We start from the raw sequence: 15,596 nt of genomic DNA, 5'->3' as shown, positions 1-15,596 counted from the left end.
CAGTCGGTTGCAGATAATCGTTCTCCATAAGCCCGGCCCGTGTCACCCTTCATCCTAACCGTTTCAGGCTGAACCCGGGATGACCAACATATAGCCGGGAGCCAGGTCACATATTCCAATAGGTCATTTCACCCAGGCCGGCTATAACTTTAAAATCGTCGGCCAGTGAATAAAAGTCGCACGACCCATTTTTGGCGCTGTTGTCCGGTCAGGTTCGGCCGTTCCCCGGTTCGTAACCGGCCCCGATCCAGGCAACGCGCCCATTATCGTTGAGGATGCTCGATGAAACGAGACAAAAAGCGCGTTGAGGGTGAAGTCTGGAGCGAGGATCGACTGGCCGAATACCTCGATTTCAAGACCTATGACGGCACAGACCCGGATTTCCACTGCCTTTACCGGGCTTATACACGCATGAACGAGGAGACGTTCGCCCGTTTCGTCAAACTTTTCCGCGAGAAGGGGCGGAACGTCGAGGCCAAAAACCTCGAAGGTGAGACACTGGCGGACATTCTGCGCAAGCACACCCAGGCTTCCGATTATCTGGCGGTACTGGAAGGTTAGGTGCCTTCTACTCCTTCCTGGGTGGCTATTTCTCTTTGTTAGCCAGGAATCCGTGCATGGTGGGAGTAAGGCCTTCAGGGGTCGCCGTCAATACATCCATGTAGGCTTGGCCGCAGCATCCATGCTGCGGACATCCCCTGAACACCTCACCCCCACCACGCACTCAGTTTGGTGCAAATAGATCCTCAAAATTCCTACGCCAAAAACCCTCAAACATCCTACTACTCCAGATAGTCAAACATCAGTTGGTACTGCACTACTTCTCACGATGAGCTTGGATCAAGCTCAATCACTGACGTGTTTATGGGAAATTCATCTGGACCGAGCCACATCCGGGGTGTGGGGGCTGGGGGGTAGACCCATATGGGGATGTCCGCAGCAGGGACGCTGCGGCCAAGCCTACATGGACGTATTCACGGCGACCCCAAATGGGTCTACCCCCCAGCGCCCCAGAGGCAAACCAGGTGTAGAAGGCACCCGGAAAACAAACCACATTCTCATCAATCCCGAAGGGCCTCGAGTACCTCATCAAGGCGAGTCGCACCCACCACGGCCATGCCGTCGATGGGTTTCTTGGGTTGGTTGGCCTTGGGGATGATCGCCTTGCGGAAGCCGTGTTTGGCCGCCTCGATAATGCGTTCCTGGCCGTTCGGCACCGGGCGAAGCTCGCCGTTGAGGCCGAGCTCGCCGAAGACGACCCAGTCTCTCGGCAGCGGCCGGTCGCGCAGGCTGGACAGGACCGCCAGCAAGGTAGCGAGGTCGGCACTGGTTTCGGTGACCCGGACGCCGCCGACGACGTTGAGGAAGACATCCTGATCACCGGTGAAGACGCCGCCGTGACGGTTGAGGATGGCGAGGATCATCGATAACCGGTTGGTGTCGAGACCGACGGCGACGCGGCGGGGGTGGCCCATGTTGGCACCGTCGACCAACGCCTGGAGTTCGATCAGCAGCGGCCGGGTGCCTTCCCAGACGACAGTGACAATCGAGCCCGGGGATTGCTCGGTGCTCTTGTTCAGGAAAATGGAACTGGGGTTTTTCACCTCCTTCAGACCGACATCGAGCATGGCGAAGACGCCGAGTTCGTTGACCGCGCCGAAGCGGTTTTTGATGGCGCGCAGGGTGCGAAAGCGGCTGTCACCGGAGCTTTCCAGCATGACACTGGCGTCGATCATGTGCTCGAGCACCTTGGGGCCGGCGAGGCTACCGTCCTTGGTGACGTGCCCGACGATGACCAGGACGGTGCCCGTCTGTTTGGCGAAACGGGTCAGCCAGGCGGCGGATTCGCGCACCTGGGAGACGCTGCCGGGGGCGGATTCGATGTCCGGCGCGTGCATGACCTGGATGGAGTCGATGACCAGCACGCGCGGTCTGTGCTCCTGAGCCGTTCGGGTGATGGATTCGACCGAAGTCTCAGCCAGGATGGCCAGGTCGTCCATCGGCAGGCTCAGCCGTTTGGCGCGCAGGGCGATCTGCTGGACGGATTCCTCGCCGGAGACATACAGCACCGACAGTTGCCGGGCCAGGTGACACAGCGTCTGCAGCAACAAGGTACTTTTACCGGCACCGGGATGGCCGCCGATCAGGACGACCGAACCGGACACCAGGCCGCCCCCCAGGACCCGGTCGAATTCGCCCATGCCGGTGCGAATGCGGATTTCCTCTTCGAGATTGACGTCGGACAGTTTCTGCAACTGGCTGCGGCTGCCGGTGAAGCCGCTGCGCTGGGTGTCGGTGTTGTTGAAATCCGGCTGGCGGGCAACCGCACCCTTGGCTTCGCGGAATTCCTGCAAGGTGTTCCAGGCCTTGCATTCGGTGCACTGCCCTTGCCACTTGGAATAGTCGGCCCCACAGTCGGAGCAGACGAATTGTGTTTTTGCCTTGGCCAAATCGGTGCCTCTCGAAAATAGGTTGGCGGCTGGTTCGGGTTAATGGTGGGCGATGCCCACCCTACGAAGTGTGCCCCTTAGCCCGACATCCCGGTGGCGTAGTGTCTCACAACAAAACCACTGGATAAACAACCAGCTAAAACATCCCCTTGTAACGGCCTCCGGGGTCAGTAATCATTCACTCACGCATCAATCACAGGATCCGCGGATGGATTGGACACAACTGCTCACCACCGAACGCTACGGACACGAGGCGATCGACGTCGAGGAACTCGGCCGCAGTCACTTTCACAAGGACCACGATCGTATCGTATTCTCCAGCGCTTTTCGCAAGTTGGGCGGCAAGACCCAGGTGCACCCGCTGGCCAAGAACGATCACATCCACAACCGGCTGATTCACAGCCTGGAAGTCGGCAGTGTCGGACGCAGCCTGGGCATTCGGGTGGGTGAGCGCATCCGTGACCAGTTGCCGGCCTGGATCGAGCCGGACGATCTGGGCGTTATCGTCCAGAGCGCCTGCCTGGCGCACGACATCGGCAACCCACCGTTCGGGCACGCGGGTGAATATGCGATTCAGGACTGGTTCAAACAGCCGGAAAACCGCTACCTGATCGAACCGCTGCCCGAGGCCAACCAGCGCGACCTGATGCAGTTCGAGGGCAACGCCCAGGGCTTTCGCATCATCGCCCAGGTGGAATACCACCTGAACCGGGGTGGCCTGCGGTTGACCTATCCAACGCTCGGTACATCCATCAAATACCCCTGGACAGCGGATAACGCCAACGCCAAGGGCAAATTCAGCTGTTTCCAGCCGGAATACCGCATCCTGCAGCAGCTGGCACACCGTTTGGGGCTCGAACCCGACGGCGACCTCGGCTGGTGCCGCCATCCGCTGAGCTACCTGATGGAAGCGGCGGACGACATCTGCTACGCCCTGATCGATCTGGAAGACGCGGTCGAGTTGCACATTCTGGATTTCAACGAAGTGCGCCAGGTGTTTCAGAACATCCAGAGCACCGGCGACCTGGGGCTCGACGACGGCGACAACGGCATTTCCCCCAACCGCCAACTGGCGGCGCTGCGCGGCAAAACCATCGGCGTGATTGTCGATGCCGTCGTCGACGCCTTCGTCACCCACCTGCCGGACATCATGGCCGGACGGTTCGACGGCGACCTCATGGCCGCCTGCCCAGAACAGATTCGAAGCGGCGTCGCCCAGGCCAAGCAACTGGCCAAGAACAAGGTATTTTTGGACACTCAGAAAACCGAAACCGAGATCGGCGCCTACGCCGTCCTCAGCACCCTGTTGCAGGCCTTCATCACCGCCGGTTACGAACTGCACCGCAAGGGCGATCACGGCCAGTTGAGCTACCGCGCCAAACGGGTATTCGACCTAATGGGGTCCGAAGCGCCCTCAGCGCACTGGTCACCCGAGGAGATCTACTACCGCCTGGTCGACCACATCGCCGGCATGACGGACAACTACGCCAGCTACCTGGCGCGCCAGATCGGAGGTCCGTCCCAGCCGCACTTTGTATAGGGAAGCTCCGAACCATTGCCCTCAAGCTTCCTAGGTACCTGCAGGATTTGGGACCGCAACTTCGGAACTGGCCACGTAAACGAGCGACGGGCGCCGGGGGTTCCCTTGTGGGGAAGTCCGCAGCAAGGATGCTGCGGTCTAGGCCCCATGGATGGGTCAACGCCGACCCCACAAGGGAACCCCCGGCACCCGTCGCGGGCCACTGCCTCCCAACTGACTCGAACTCCAGAAGTTGACTAGGGATTCTACAAATACCCAACAGATTCGTGACCACCAGCACTCCCCATCCCGGGGAGCATCGCGGACAATAGGCGCCATTATGGAACAAGGAGTGCCTCATGCGTCCCCTGACACTGGCTCTGATCGCCTTCACCGCCAGCCCGGCCATGGTTGTCGCGGAAAACCCCGTCGACAACCCACCCTACAGCGTCGATACCGAAGCCACCGCCACCGCGGAGACCCAGGACGAAGCCTGCAACCGCGCCTTCGACCTGGCCAGGGAAGACGCCCTGAATCAAATTGACCAGCGCTTCGACACCGGTGAAGAGGAACCCATGCATCGGGTTGAATTGCACAGTCGAGAGGATATCCGGCTGGGCGAAGTCGACGAGGGATTCGAATGCCGCGTCATCGGCCAGTGGGTCGCCATACCAACCGGCGTGACCGTCGAGGAGACTGATGATTCCTCCCTTTATGGCGGCATTGAGACCATTCGCGGAAAATACCAGGCCGACTGCATCAGCGAAGACAACGGCGCTGCCTGTCGCCGCCAAATCGAGCGCGAGGCGGCCGCCGACCTGAAAGACGACCTGATCCACGAGCTGGATCTGAATGCCGGCGACATCGAACTGGTCGCGGACGGGTTCGAAGGCAGCCAATCCTACCGGTACAAAGGCCGCGACCTGACGCTGACCATGGATGGCACCTTTTACTACCGAATCGAAGAACCCGGCCCGGCCGCACGCATGGCGCGCGCACCCAAGCCCTCCGGTACCGAAGGCGAAATCAGTGTGAAGTCCGAGCAGGACAAGAAAGACCACTTCACCGACAATCTCGACTTTACCGTCTTCTACAACTGGGACGGCAACGACAGCGCCGCAGGGGACGAACTGGCCCTCAGCACCAATCGCTGGGGCGTGGGCCTGTGGGTCAATAACCGCTTTGGCTTCTCGGCGTTCTGGGGACAGGAAAGAGCCGGCATCGCCGACTCGAACGGGGACGTTCATTTGGCCTCGGACCGCTACGATGTCCAGGGCATCGGCATCGGGTACCGGGTTTTCGAGAACCGCGCTGTGACGCTGGAAAACATGGTTCATTTCGTGGATGCCGAACCCTACTCCACTCAACTGAATCCAGGCTGCTCCGGTTGCACCCCGCGTGAGTACGATGCCGACGATTACTATCAGGCCAGCATCAATCTCAAGACCAACACCGAGGGGCTCAACATCGGCTGGCAACTGACCTGGAAGCTGCGCGACGACCTGTCCCAATACGACAGCCTGTCCGGCGGCTGGTACCTCGAACTCCAATTCTAACCCCGGGGAATGCCGGCGTTCCGCCGGTCGGGTGGCTGAGTTAAGCTGGTTGCCTAGAATCCGCATCGGCTGCCCGGGATGCTCATCTGGGGCCGCCGTGGACCCCTCCATGGGGGCTTAGCCTCGGCATCCATGCCTCGGATATCCCCATATGAGCATCCCGGGCATCCGCTGCTAGGCGATGGAGCCACCGAACACTAGCACCGGGAGGCGGGGTGTGCCCTGGAGGGGACATCTGAGGCATGGATGCCGAAGTTGAGCTTACATGGATGTATTCATAGCGGTCCCCGGAAGGGCATGCCCCGCCTCCCGGTGCGGGTTTCTGCCGCTGTAGGATAACCAACCACCTGGTCGGCGGAACGCCGACATCTCCGGGGCTTTACGCTTACCCTGGGTCTCGTTAGTCTTGCTCGCTTGTTGTTGATTCCGGGAACCGTTCATGTCCTCCGAAACCCGAGCCCTGGGTTATGCCCTGACCGCCGTCCTGCTGTGGTCCACCGTGGCGACCGCCTTCAAGGTGGCTTTGAAATTCGTCACCGTCAGTCAATTAATGGCGGGGGCTTCGGTGTTTTCCATCCTGGCTCTGGCTGGCGTGCTGGCCATTCGCGGCGAGTTCAAGGCCGCCCTGACGAGACTCTGGTCCGACCGTAACGCCGCCATTCGTCTCGCCCTGATCAACCCCGTGCTCTACTACGCCGTCCTGTTCGAAGCCTATGATCGACTGCCGGCCCAAGTCGCCCAACCGGTGAATTACACCTGGGCGATCACGCTGGGTCTGCTGTCGGTGCCTTTTCTGGGCCACAAACTGACCCGTTGGGATCTGATCGGCATGCTGCTCGGTTATTCCGGGGTGGTGTTTATTTCGCTGGCGGGCAAGAACGTCAGCGGGGAGCTGGATGGTTTCGGGCTCTTTCTGGCTCTGGCTTCAACCCTGCTCTGGGCCGGATACTGGTTGCTGAATACCCGCGATTCGCGCCCGCCGATCATCGGGTTGTTCCAGAATTTTGTCTACGGCCTGCCGATACTGGTTGTCTGGATGCTCTGGGCGGATGGCATGCCCGCCTTAGCCAACTGGCAGGTCGGCGCCAGCCTGGCCTATGTGGGCGTATTCGAAATGGGCATTACCTTCGTATTCTGGCAATTGGCGATGCACCACACCAATAACGCCAGCCGCATCGGGACGCTGATATTTCTGTCGCCCTTTATCAGTTTGTTTCTGATTCACTTTATTCTAGGCGAACCGCTGCAAGTGATGACGTTCGGAGGGCTGGGGTTGATCGTCGGCGGGCTCGTACTGCAACAACGCATGGCTCGCCGGAAGGTGGCCGTGGCCTGAATTCTGGGTCGCCGGCTTTCGTGGCCCGATTGGCGCTCCCGCATTGATGGCTTCGTCAGCCTCGCAGCATTGGATACACGTAGGGCAGAAGAGCCGTAAGGCGTTATCTGCCATTCTGTCGTGAGGCAATGGATGGATCATCGCCCTCGTATGTTTCCGGCAGATAACTAACGCCTTACGGCTCTTCTGCCCTACAACTCAGCGGTATCGGATTTCTCCAGCCTATTCATCTTCCACCTTAAAGATTTCAAAGCCACGCGCCTGGTAGTTCGCCAGGGCCGAGGGATGATCGTCCGAGCAGGTATGCAGCCAGACCCGCTCGGGCGGATTACCGTCTTCATCCGTCCAGTTGAACGCGACTTTGAGAGCCTCAGACAACATCGGCCCGCCCAGTCCCATTCCGATAAAGGGTTTGGCCAGGCCGACCGAGATGAATTCCACCTGGTTTCCCGGTTGGCGCTCCATTTCCACGTAACCGGCCGGGCTGCCGCGCACCATCAACAGCCAGATGCGGTGCTCGGGCCGTTCGGTGTGTTCGCGCCAGCGCTCCATCGACCAACTGTTTTTATCGCGCCAGTTCCAGTGCTGGCCCACCAGTTGGTAGAGGAAGCGGTTGAACTCGCCCTGTTTGACTTCAACCTCGGCGAACTGCAAGGGCAGGTCCGGCCAGGGTTTGGCGTTCAGTTTCTCGTGCGAGCGCAGTTCCAGGTGCCAGACCGTGGTCATCCGAACAGTTTCTCCTTGCTGACGACGATGCCGGTTTCATCGGCATAGAGCCACATGCCCGGTTCAATCGTCTGACCGGCGAAGGTGACCGGAACATCCACATCACCCAGGCCTTTCTTCTCGGTTTTCACCGGAATGCTGGCCAGGGCGCGGACGCCGATCGGCATGCGTTGCAGTTCGTGAATGTCGCGGGCGCAACCGTTGATGACGACGCCCTGCCAGCCGTGATTGACGGCGTCCAAAGCGATCTGGTCGCCGATCAGCGCCCGGCGCAAGGAGGCGCCGCCGTCTATGACCATGACCTTGCCGTCGCCATCGGTTCCGGCCAGTTCCTTCACGCGGGAGTTGTCTTCATAACAGTGCACGGTGACAACCTGACCAAAGAAAGCCGGCTTGCCGCCGAAGTCGCGAAACAGCGGCTCCAATACCTGGGCCTGTTCGGGATGGGCGTCGCACAGATCAGGGGTGTTCCACATAATGTATACTCGCTCGTTTTTTTTGAATGAATGGTGGGCGCATCCCGGTTTTTCAGCCTAACCTAATGCCAGACCAACACACGGAACCCGCCGCTGGAAGGCCTCTTGAGAGGCATTCCCGTGACGACGTAAGCGAGATGATGAATGTTGTTATTGGAAACGGACCGACTTCAAATTGTCGACCCGCAGGCGATCAACGCCCGGCAATTGTATGAATATCACCATCGAAACACGGACCATTTTGCCCAAGGGGGCGGCACATTGCCAGCCACGCTGGACGAGTGTCAGCGCCGGCTGGCGAACGAGAAACGAGTCTGGGGGCTGGATATGGGGTATCGCTACTATGGCCTGTTGGAAGGCGACCCCATTCTGGACATCGGTCTGTCCAACATCGTACGCGGGGTGTTCCAGGCCGCGCACCTGGGCTATCGGTCCCATCAGGATTATCAGGGCCAGGGGTACATGATCGAAGCGCTGCAGTCGGTCATCGAACACGCCTTCGGGCCGTTGAACCTGCACCGCATCATGGCCAACTACCAGCCCTGGAACAAAGCCAGCGGACATATCCTGGGCAAACTCGGGTTCGTCGAGGAAGGGATGGCCAAAGACTATCTGTTCATCGACGGCGCCTGGCGGGATCATATTCTGACGGCACTGATCAACCCGGACTGGAAGCCGAAACCGTAGATCTCGTAGGGTGGGTCGGACCGACCCACCCTACACGGCTTTCGTTACGTGCAGGGTTGCATCGATTTTGGTGGTGGGCCGTGCCCACCCTACTTGGCCGCGATATCCACCATATCCTGAAAGCTCTGCTTGGAGTGCTTGCCGAATTCGACCGAGCGCTTCAGGCGATGAATCCCCTTGATGAACCGCAACGAACCGGACTCGGCGCGAATGACGATCGAGTGGGTGGTGATGCCCCCGTCCCGGTCGTAATGCACACCGTCGAGGAAAGGCCCGTCGGTAATACCGGTGGCGGCGAAGAATGCATCATCGGCGGTGATCAGGTCTTCCAGCTTGAACACCTGCTCCAGATCGACGTCCATCTCCTGCAGTGCCCGCTTCTCGGTTTCCAACTGGGGCGCGCGTACGCCCTGCATGCCACCGTTCAGGGCTTTCACGGCCGCGGCCGAAATAACGCCTTCGGGGGTTCCACCGATGCCCATCAGCACATCGACACCGGTACCGGGAATGGCCGCCATCAGCGCGCCCATCACATCGCCGTCGGTGTGCAACTGCACCCGAGCGCCGGCGGCGCGGATTTCCTGGATCAGGTTCTTATGACGAGGCCGGTCGAGCACAAAGACGGTGACTTCGTTGACCTTGCGCTGCAGGGCATCGGCGATGGAATACAGGTTATGGGCGACGGATTGGGTGATGTCGATGGCGTCGCGAGCGGCTTCGCTGACGACGATCTTGTTCATGTAGAAAGAGGGGCCGGGGTTCCACATGGCGCCGCGTTCGGTGGCGGCGACGACGGAGATCGAGTTCGGGCGGCCAGTGGCCAGCAGGCGGGTGCCTTCGACCGGATCGACCGCGATGTCCAGTGGCGGCGCGTCGCCAGTGCCGACGGCCTCGCCGTTGTACAGCATCGGGGCTTCGTCTTTCTCGCCTTCGCCGATGACCACGACCCCGTCCATACTGACGGTCTCCAGGACGGCGCGCATGGCATCCACGGCAGCGCCGTCACCGGCCTCCTTATCGCCCGCGCCCATGAAGCGCGAAGCGGAGAGTGCCGCAGCCTCGGTCACCCGGACCAATTCCATGCCCAGGTTACGATCAGGCTGTCTAATCATGTTGTTACCCTTCGTTTTGTCAGTTGATAGGCAATGGCCAGTGTGTGGCTCTGATTGTTTTATCAATTGTCATCGAATCACATTACGATCTGTCGCCGTTTACAACGTGATTCAGCGAGGACTATACCCGGCAAAATTCGCTACACAAGCACAGACAGCCGATAATGGATCAAATATTATTTAATTACAGAAACCGTCCCGTTTGGACGGAAACCTAACCGATTAAGATGAAACTTTCTTTCAAGGAAGGTCCGACCATGAACCAACCCATGCCCACCCTCATCGGCCATCGCGGCGTCGCAAGCCTGGCCCCCGAAAACACCGCCGCCAGCATTCGCAAAGCGGCCGAACTCGGCATCGACTGGATCGAGCTCGACGTCACCCTGGCCGGAGACCACAGCCTGGTCATGATGCACGACCCCACCCTCAAACGTTTTACCCGGGAACACACACGCATCAGCAACCTCAACCGGGCCCAACTGGAAACCATCGACGCCGGATCCTGGTTCAACAAACACTACGCCAGCGAGTCGTTGATGTTTCTGGAAGAGACGCTGGCACTGGTGAAAGAACTCGATCTCGACCTTAACCTCGAGATAAAAATAAATCCTGACCTGTCGGCCGAGAAACTGGTTGAAGGGGTGTTGGCTACACCGGGATTATCTGAACTGATTGACAACAAAAAATTGTTGATATCCAGTTTTCATCATCCGGCCTTGGCACAGGTTGCCCAGGCTATGCCGGATTGTCCGTTGGGGGCTTTGTATGAAGGAATGAAGGACGACTGGCGGACGTCTCTGGTTGGCTTCAATCCAGTCAGCATTCATTGCGATGCCGGTCAACTGACCGAAAAACGCGCCGCGGATGTGTTAAAGGACTATCCGCTGTATTGCTACACCGTGAACGATACCGTGACGCTGAAGAAGCTGGTGGATATGGGTGTGATTGGCGTATTTTCGGATCGAGCTCATGCCAAAGAACTAAAAGCCGTGTTCTCGGACTCGTAGGGCGGAAGAGGCCGAAGGCCGTTATCCGCCAATGTGCCTCGGATTAAAACAGTGGCGATGGAGTTTTCCGTGCCACGATTATCGGCAGATATCGCTTCGCTCTTCTGCCCTACGTTGCGGCTGACACCAATGGTAGCGTCGGGTGGCGGGGTGCTCATTCCGGGAAGTCCAAAACATGGATGTTTTGGTCTAGCCCCCAAGGAAGGGTTTACGGCGACCCTGAATGAGCACCCCGCCACCCGACGCGGATTCCCGGCTATTACTATTACGTCTTGAACCGCTCCGCCTGTGTCCGCAAGCGATCCGAATGACCGGCCATCTCCCGGACACCGGCCACGGTCTGCTGGGCCTGCTCCGCCACCTGGGCGATCAGCGAGGCAATACTCGTCACACTGTTGTCGATCGAATCGGTAGCCTCCGTCTGCTCCTGGGTCGCCTCGGAAATATGCTCATTGGTCGAACGAATCTCGCCGACAATCGCCAGTACCGACTGCATCGCCTCACTGGCCCTGGCACTCAATTCACCCGCACTGGTCGCCGACTCCACCGAGCGTTGCATCGCCGTGACGGTTGAATTCACCTCCGTCGAGAACTGATCGATCATGTCCTTGATCTCCTTCGACGACTGCTCCGTCTTCTGAGCCAGATTGCGCACCTCGTCCGCCACCACGGCAAAACCACGACCCTGCTCACCGGCCCGCGCCGCCTCGATGGCCGCGTTCAACGCCAGCAGGTTGGTCTGCTCCGACACGCCCTGAATCACATCCACCACCGCATGGATCTCCTCGGTCCGCGACGCCAGCTTGTCCAGATTGTCGGCGGCGCCCCGTATTTCGTTTTCCAGCATATGCACCTGCTCACCGCTGTCGGTGGACTGGCGGCTGCTGTCGCGACACTGTTCCTCGGCTTCCAGCGCCCGATGGGCGGCCTCACTGGTGTGCTCGTTGATACCGCGCACCGTAGTGGACAGTTCGTTGATGGCCGCGGCCACCTGGTCCACCTCGGAATTCAATTGCTCGAGGATACGGCCCACTTCCTCGTTCGAGGCGGAATGCTCCGAGACCTGCTCGGCCATCAGCGTGGCGCCCTTGCGTACATCCGCCACAATGCTGCCGAAACTCTCCAGCATGCCGTTGAACGTCTTGGCGATGCGACCGACCTCGTCACGCCGCTTCAGATGTACGCGCTGGGTCAGATCGGCGGTCTCATCGATGCGCTTGATGGCTTTTTCCAGCTCGAAGACGGGGCGACTGACCGACCGCGACAATAAGTATCCGACAGCCAGGAACAAGAGGCTGACCACGGCCAGTGTGATCCAGCCCTGGGTCTGGGTCGTGCGTCCCTCCGCCGCCGTTTGCTCGATACCGGCGATCAAGGCACTGCTGCCGTCGGCCACCGAGTTCGACGCGGCTTCCACGTTATCGACCGAGGTTTCCATCTGCGCCAACGACTGGCTCACGCTTTCATTCGCCGCCACCACGGCCTCGCTGGCCAGCTGGGAGACAACTTCGATCATGGTGTTCATCGACAGGAAGTTGTTCTGGGTGGTCTGGACGATGCGGCGGGCATCGTCGTCGCGGCCCGCTTCGAACAACTCGATTGCTTCGGCAATGTTCGCGTTGAAATCCTCCAGGTCGAGCAGGAAGACATCGATCGCCTCCGCCAGTTCATCATCCAGTTCGGCCAGGCGCCCGACCGCTTCACGCAGGGCTTCCTCGGCCTGATCCCCCTGGCGGATGTCGTTCTGAGCCAGCGAGGCGGTGGAGGCGAACCGCCAGAACAGGAATTCGGGGTACTGCTGCAGCGCCACTGCGGTCTGTTGCTGGACGGCCAGGGCATCCAACTGCGATTGCAACGCCTGTTGCTGTTGAGCCAGCTGTGCTTTCTGCCCCTGGATGGCCTCGCTTTGCTGAGCGAGCGTGGCGCGCTGGGCATCCACCAGAGTGCCCTGGGATTCCGCTTCGGTCACCAGTTGCCGCACTCCGGCCATCACCAGGGCGAAACCGATCACCAGCAGGACGATCAACAACCCCACCATGACCAAAGTTCGTGTGAAAAGCGTCCAGTCCCTGGGACTCAGCACTTTCTTGACGTTCATGCGGCTACCTCGTGTTGTCATCATTCCGCCTGCAAAAGTTGTTCAATATCCGAACAGTGTAGCTCTATCCAGGCGTACCGGGTTTTCAGGATTGCGGCCTTGAGCGGTCACTTACCTTGGAGCGTGCACAGGGCCCGCGTATGATGCCGGTCACATTCTCCTCAAGGGAACCGCCACCGTCATGCTGACACTGATCCGCGGAGCCCAGGTACTGGCACCGACCGACCTGGGCGTCCAAGATGTATTGATCGCAGGCCAACGCATCGTCGCCATGGGCGAATCGCTGTCGTTGCAGGGATCGGGCGTTGATATCGAGGTTATCGACGCCGATGGCCAATACTTGACGCCGGGTCTGGTCGATACCCTGTCGCACATCACCGGCGGCGGCGGTGAAGGCGGTTTCCACACTCGCACACCGGCCATGGAATTCTCCGACGCCATTCGCGGCGGCGTGACCACCGTGACCGGCGTGCTCGGCACCGACGCCATTTCCCGCACCCTGCCGGACCTGCTCGCCAAGGCCGCCGGGCTGGAAGCCGAGGGCCTGACCGCCGTGTGCCACACCGGCAGCTATCAAGTACCGGTGCGCACCCTGACCGGCAGCGTCCAGCAGGACATCATGCTGATCGAGCGTTTCGTGGGCGTGGGCGAAGTGGCCATCGCCGACCATCGCGGCAGCCAGCCGAGCTGGCGCGAACTGGCCCGGGTCGGCGCCGAAGCCCGCGTCGGCGGCCTGCTCAGCGGCAAGGCCGGCATCGTCAGCATCCACGTCGGCGAGAGCGAGGACTACCTGTCCCTGCTGTTCGAAGTGGCCCAGAACTCGGACATCCCGCTCAGCCAGTACTACCCGACCCACATGAACCGCTCGCCCGGCCTGATCAAAGACGGTTTGCGTTTCATCAAAGGGGGCGGCACCATCGACTTTACCGCCAGCCATACGCCGGAAATCCTGGCCGCCGGCGAGGTCAAATGCGCCAGCGCCCTGAAATTCGCGCTGGACCGGGGTGCCGACGAAAACCGCATCACCTTCAGCACCGACGGCCACGCCAGCCTGCCGCACTTCAATAAAGACGGTATACTGGAAAGCCTGAAGGTCGGCGCCATGGATGCCATGCTGAACGAATTCCGCGACGCCGTTCTGGAAGAAGGCGTAAGCATCAGCACCGCCCTGAAGGCCGTGACCGCCAACCCGGCCGCTGTACTGAAGCTGCCCAACAAGGGCACACTGGCCACAGGCAACGACGCCGACCTGCTGCTGCTCGACCGCGACAGCCTGGCTCTGAAGTCGGTGATGGCCAAAGGCGACTGGTGTCTGTGTGATGGCGAATTGTTGAAGAAAGGTACATTCGAGTAACTCTGGTTTCGGAACTTGGACATGCTGGCGGTTGAAACCCGCACAGGCTGCCGGGTAGGCCTATTCGGGGTCGCCGTGAACCCATCCATGGGGGCTTGACGGCCGCCATCCGGGCGGCCGACATCCCCGAATAGGCCTACCCGGCACCCTGCGCTAGCCACCGCGGGCTCCGAGACCAGAGTTACAGCACCAAATCAACGGGAGAAGTAACAAGGGTGACCCAACGAATCGGTTTTGTGTTGTTACCGGGGTATTCCTCCATGGCCTATGTCTCCGCCATGGAGCCATTATTGGTCTGTAACGAACTCACGGGCGAGGACGCCTACTCCGCGTTCACCGTCGCGCTGTCCGGCGATAAGACCTATTCCAGCCTCGGCAACCGCATGGATACCGACTACTCCCTGGACACCGCCCCCGACGCCGATGTCTGGATCGTCGCCGGTACCTCCCCCGCTCGTCACCCGGAAACGCCCGGCCTGATCGACTTCCTGCAAAGCCGCCCGACCCGGTGCGCACTTGGCGGCCTGGCCAGTGGTACCTATGTTCTGGCCCGGGCCGGCCAGTTGAACGGCTACCGCGCCGTGGTCCACTGGCTCGGCTACGACGAACTGCTCAAGGAACACAAATCCATACTGCTCGCCAGTGAGCAATTCTGCATCGACCGCGATCGCCTTACCTGCCGGGGCGGTAGCGCCAGCCTGGACATGATGTTGATGTGGATCGCCCGGGGCATGGGTGCGGACATCGCCGAAGCCGTCTCACGCCACTTCGTCAACGAACGGCTCGGCATTCCGTCCGACACCGTGCCGCAGCAGTTGAGCGAACGCACCCGCGCCGAACAGCCGAAACTGGCCGAAGCGCTGGAACTGATGGAAAGCAACATCGAGGAGCCGCTGACCACCGACGACATTGCCTACCACGTCAAGATCAGCCGGCGGCAGCTCGAACGGCTGTTCAAGAAACACCTCAACGCCGTGCCCAGCCGTTATTATCTGCAGATCCGCCTGGAGAAAGCGCGCAATAAACTGCTCAGCAGCAGCGAGAGCATCGCCGAGATTGGTCTGAGTTGCGGCTTCAGCTCCGGGGCGCATTTCAGCACCGCCTATCGGAACCAATACGGTCTGACGCCGTCCGAAGACCGCAGCCTGCATCAGAAGATGGCGGTGGATAAGTAACGGTCAAACCGGTTTTCGTCGCATTGGTCACATTCGTGACCATCGGCCATGGCAAGGGCGGGTCGCTATCCCCTAAGCTGGCAGGAAGCCAACCGCACAA

General features: G+C 60.2%; 13 protein-coding genes. 8 read left to right on the top strand and 5 right to left on the bottom strand.

Annotated elements, in window-relative coordinates:
• The first annotated feature begins 282 nt into the window (after positions 1–282).
• Positions 283–561: a PA4642 family protein gene (locus IE111_RS03765; protein ID WP_189607166.1), complete on the top strand. Its 279-nt coding sequence runs from the start codon at positions 283–285 to the stop codon at positions 559–561.
• Positions 562–1,061: 500 nt separating this feature from the next.
• Here IE111_RS03765 and radA read toward each other — a convergent pair whose 3' ends face one another.
• Entirely contained in the window at positions 1,062–2,450 is a 1,389-nt protein-coding gene (gene radA / locus IE111_RS03760) for a DNA repair protein RadA (RefSeq protein WP_189607165.1), read from the bottom strand.
• Between the two features lie 208 nt (positions 2,451–2,658).
• Between radA and IE111_RS03755 the strand changes: the two genes are divergently transcribed.
• The 3 genes from IE111_RS03755 (at position 2,659) to IE111_RS03745 (ending at position 6,861) form a co-directional block, all read left to right on the top strand.
• Complete coding sequence (locus IE111_RS03755) at positions 2,659–3,990, top strand: deoxyguanosinetriphosphate triphosphohydrolase (protein ID WP_189607164.1); 1,332 nt, start codon at positions 2,659–2,661, stop codon at positions 3,988–3,990.
• 338 nt (positions 3,991–4,328) lie between these two features.
• Entirely contained in the window at positions 4,329–5,525 is a 1,197-nt protein-coding gene (locus tag IE111_RS03750; protein WP_189607163.1) for a hypothetical protein, read from the top strand.
• A gap of 439 nt (positions 5,526–5,964) precedes the next feature.
• On the top strand, positions 5,965–6,861 hold the full coding sequence (locus IE111_RS03745) for a DMT family transporter (RefSeq protein WP_189607162.1): 897 nt from the start codon (positions 5,965–5,967) through the stop codon (positions 6,859–6,861).
• A 222-nt stretch (positions 6,862–7,083) separates the two neighbouring features.
• Here IE111_RS03745 and IE111_RS03740 read toward each other — a convergent pair whose 3' ends face one another.
• On the bottom strand, positions 7,084–7,587 hold the full coding sequence (locus tag IE111_RS03740) for a GNAT family N-acetyltransferase (RefSeq protein WP_189607161.1): 504 nt from the start codon (positions 7,585–7,587) through the stop codon (positions 7,084–7,086).
• Positions 7,584–8,063 (bottom strand): ribonuclease E activity regulator RraA, encoded by a 480-nt coding sequence (gene rraA / locus IE111_RS03735; protein ID WP_229805205.1) that lies wholly within the window; start codon positions 8,061–8,063, stop codon positions 7,584–7,586. The genes IE111_RS03740 and rraA overlap by 4 nt, the downstream gene beginning before the upstream one ends.
• A 144-nt stretch (positions 8,064–8,207) precedes the next feature.
• On the opposite strand from rraA, the gene IE111_RS03730 reads away from it, so the two are divergent.
• On the top strand, positions 8,208–8,750 hold the full coding sequence (locus tag IE111_RS03730) for a GNAT family N-acetyltransferase (RefSeq protein WP_189607160.1): 543 nt from the start codon (positions 8,208–8,210) through the stop codon (positions 8,748–8,750).
• Positions 8,751–8,839: 89 nt separating this feature from the next.
• Here IE111_RS03730 and glpX read toward each other — a convergent pair whose 3' ends face one another.
• Positions 8,840–9,862 carry a class II fructose-bisphosphatase gene (glpX, locus tag IE111_RS03725; protein WP_189607159.1) on the bottom strand — a complete coding sequence of 341 codons (1,023 nt, stop codon included), beginning with the start codon at positions 9,860–9,862 and terminating at the stop codon, positions 8,840–8,842.
• Between the two features lie 257 nt (positions 9,863–10,119).
• On the opposite strand from glpX, the gene IE111_RS03720 reads away from it, so the two are divergent.
• A complete protein-coding gene (locus IE111_RS03720) occupies positions 10,120–10,869 on the top strand; it encodes a glycerophosphodiester phosphodiesterase family protein (RefSeq protein ID WP_189607158.1) in 750 nt (249 codons plus the stop codon).
• Between the two features lie 265 nt (positions 10,870–11,134).
• Here IE111_RS03720 and IE111_RS03715 read toward each other — a convergent pair whose 3' ends face one another.
• On the bottom strand, positions 11,135–12,967 hold the full coding sequence (locus tag IE111_RS03715; RefSeq protein ID WP_189607157.1) for a methyl-accepting chemotaxis protein: 1,833 nt from the start codon (positions 12,965–12,967) through the stop codon (positions 11,135–11,137).
• A 181-nt stretch (positions 12,968–13,148) separates the two neighbouring features.
• Here IE111_RS03715 and iadA point away from each other — a divergent pair, with 181 nt between their 5' ends.
• Together iadA and IE111_RS03705 are read left to right on the top strand one after the other, a co-directional pair.
• Positions 13,149–14,321 carry a beta-aspartyl-peptidase gene (gene iadA / locus IE111_RS03710; RefSeq protein ID WP_189607156.1) on the top strand — a complete coding sequence of 391 codons (1,173 nt, stop codon included), beginning with the start codon at positions 13,149–13,151 and terminating at the stop codon, positions 14,319–14,321.
• A gap of 215 nt (positions 14,322–14,536) precedes the next feature.
• Complete coding sequence (locus tag IE111_RS03705; protein WP_189607155.1) at positions 14,537–15,496, top strand: GlxA family transcriptional regulator; 960 nt, start codon at positions 14,537–14,539, stop codon at positions 15,494–15,496.
• The last annotated feature ends 100 nt before the right edge of the window (positions 15,497–15,596 follow it).

Origin of the sequence: Saccharospirillum salsuginis (assembly GCF_014651855.1) — a bacterium.
Lineage (GTDB): Bacteria > Pseudomonadota > Gammaproteobacteria > Pseudomonadales > Natronospirillaceae > Saccharospirillum > Saccharospirillum salsuginis.
This window is presented reverse-complemented; position numbering and strand designations above follow the sequence as displayed.

Excerpts from the sequence above, each read along its gene's own strand:
- IE111_RS03750 (WP_189607163.1), top strand. The coding sequence starts at position 4,329 with ATGCGTCCCCTGACACTGGCTCTGATCGCCTTCACCGCCAGCCCGGCC.
- iadA (WP_189607156.1), top strand. The coding sequence starts at position 13,149 with ATGCTGACACTGATCCGCGGAGCCCAGGTACTGGCACCGACCGACCTG.
- IE111_RS03720 (WP_189607158.1), top strand. The coding sequence starts at position 10,120 with ATGAACCAACCCATGCCCACCCTCATCGGCCATCGCGGCGTCGCAAGC.
- IE111_RS03755 (WP_189607164.1), top strand. The coding sequence starts at position 2,659 with ATGGATTGGACACAACTGCTCACCACCGAACGCTACGGACACGAGGCG.
- IE111_RS03745 (WP_189607162.1), top strand. The coding sequence starts at position 5,965 with ATGTCCTCCGAAACCCGAGCCCTGGGTTATGCCCTGACCGCCGTCCTG.
- IE111_RS03730 (WP_189607160.1), top strand. The coding sequence starts at position 8,208 with ATGTTGTTATTGGAAACGGACCGACTTCAAATTGTCGACCCGCAGGCG.
- IE111_RS03765 (WP_189607166.1), top strand. The coding sequence starts at position 283 with ATGAAACGAGACAAAAAGCGCGTTGAGGGTGAAGTCTGGAGCGAGGAT.
- IE111_RS03740 (WP_189607161.1), bottom strand. The coding sequence starts at position 7,587 with ATGACCACGGTCTGGCACCTGGAACTGCGCTCGCACGAGAAACTGAAC.
- glpX (WP_189607159.1), bottom strand. The coding sequence starts at position 9,862 with ATGATTAGACAGCCTGATCGTAACCTGGGCATGGAATTGGTCCGGGTG.
- IE111_RS03715 (WP_189607157.1), bottom strand. The coding sequence starts at position 12,967 with ATGAACGTCAAGAAAGTGCTGAGTCCCAGGGACTGGACGCTTTTCACA.
- rraA (WP_229805205.1), bottom strand. The coding sequence starts at position 8,063 with ATGTGGAACACCCCTGATCTGTGCGACGCCCATCCCGAACAGGCCCAG.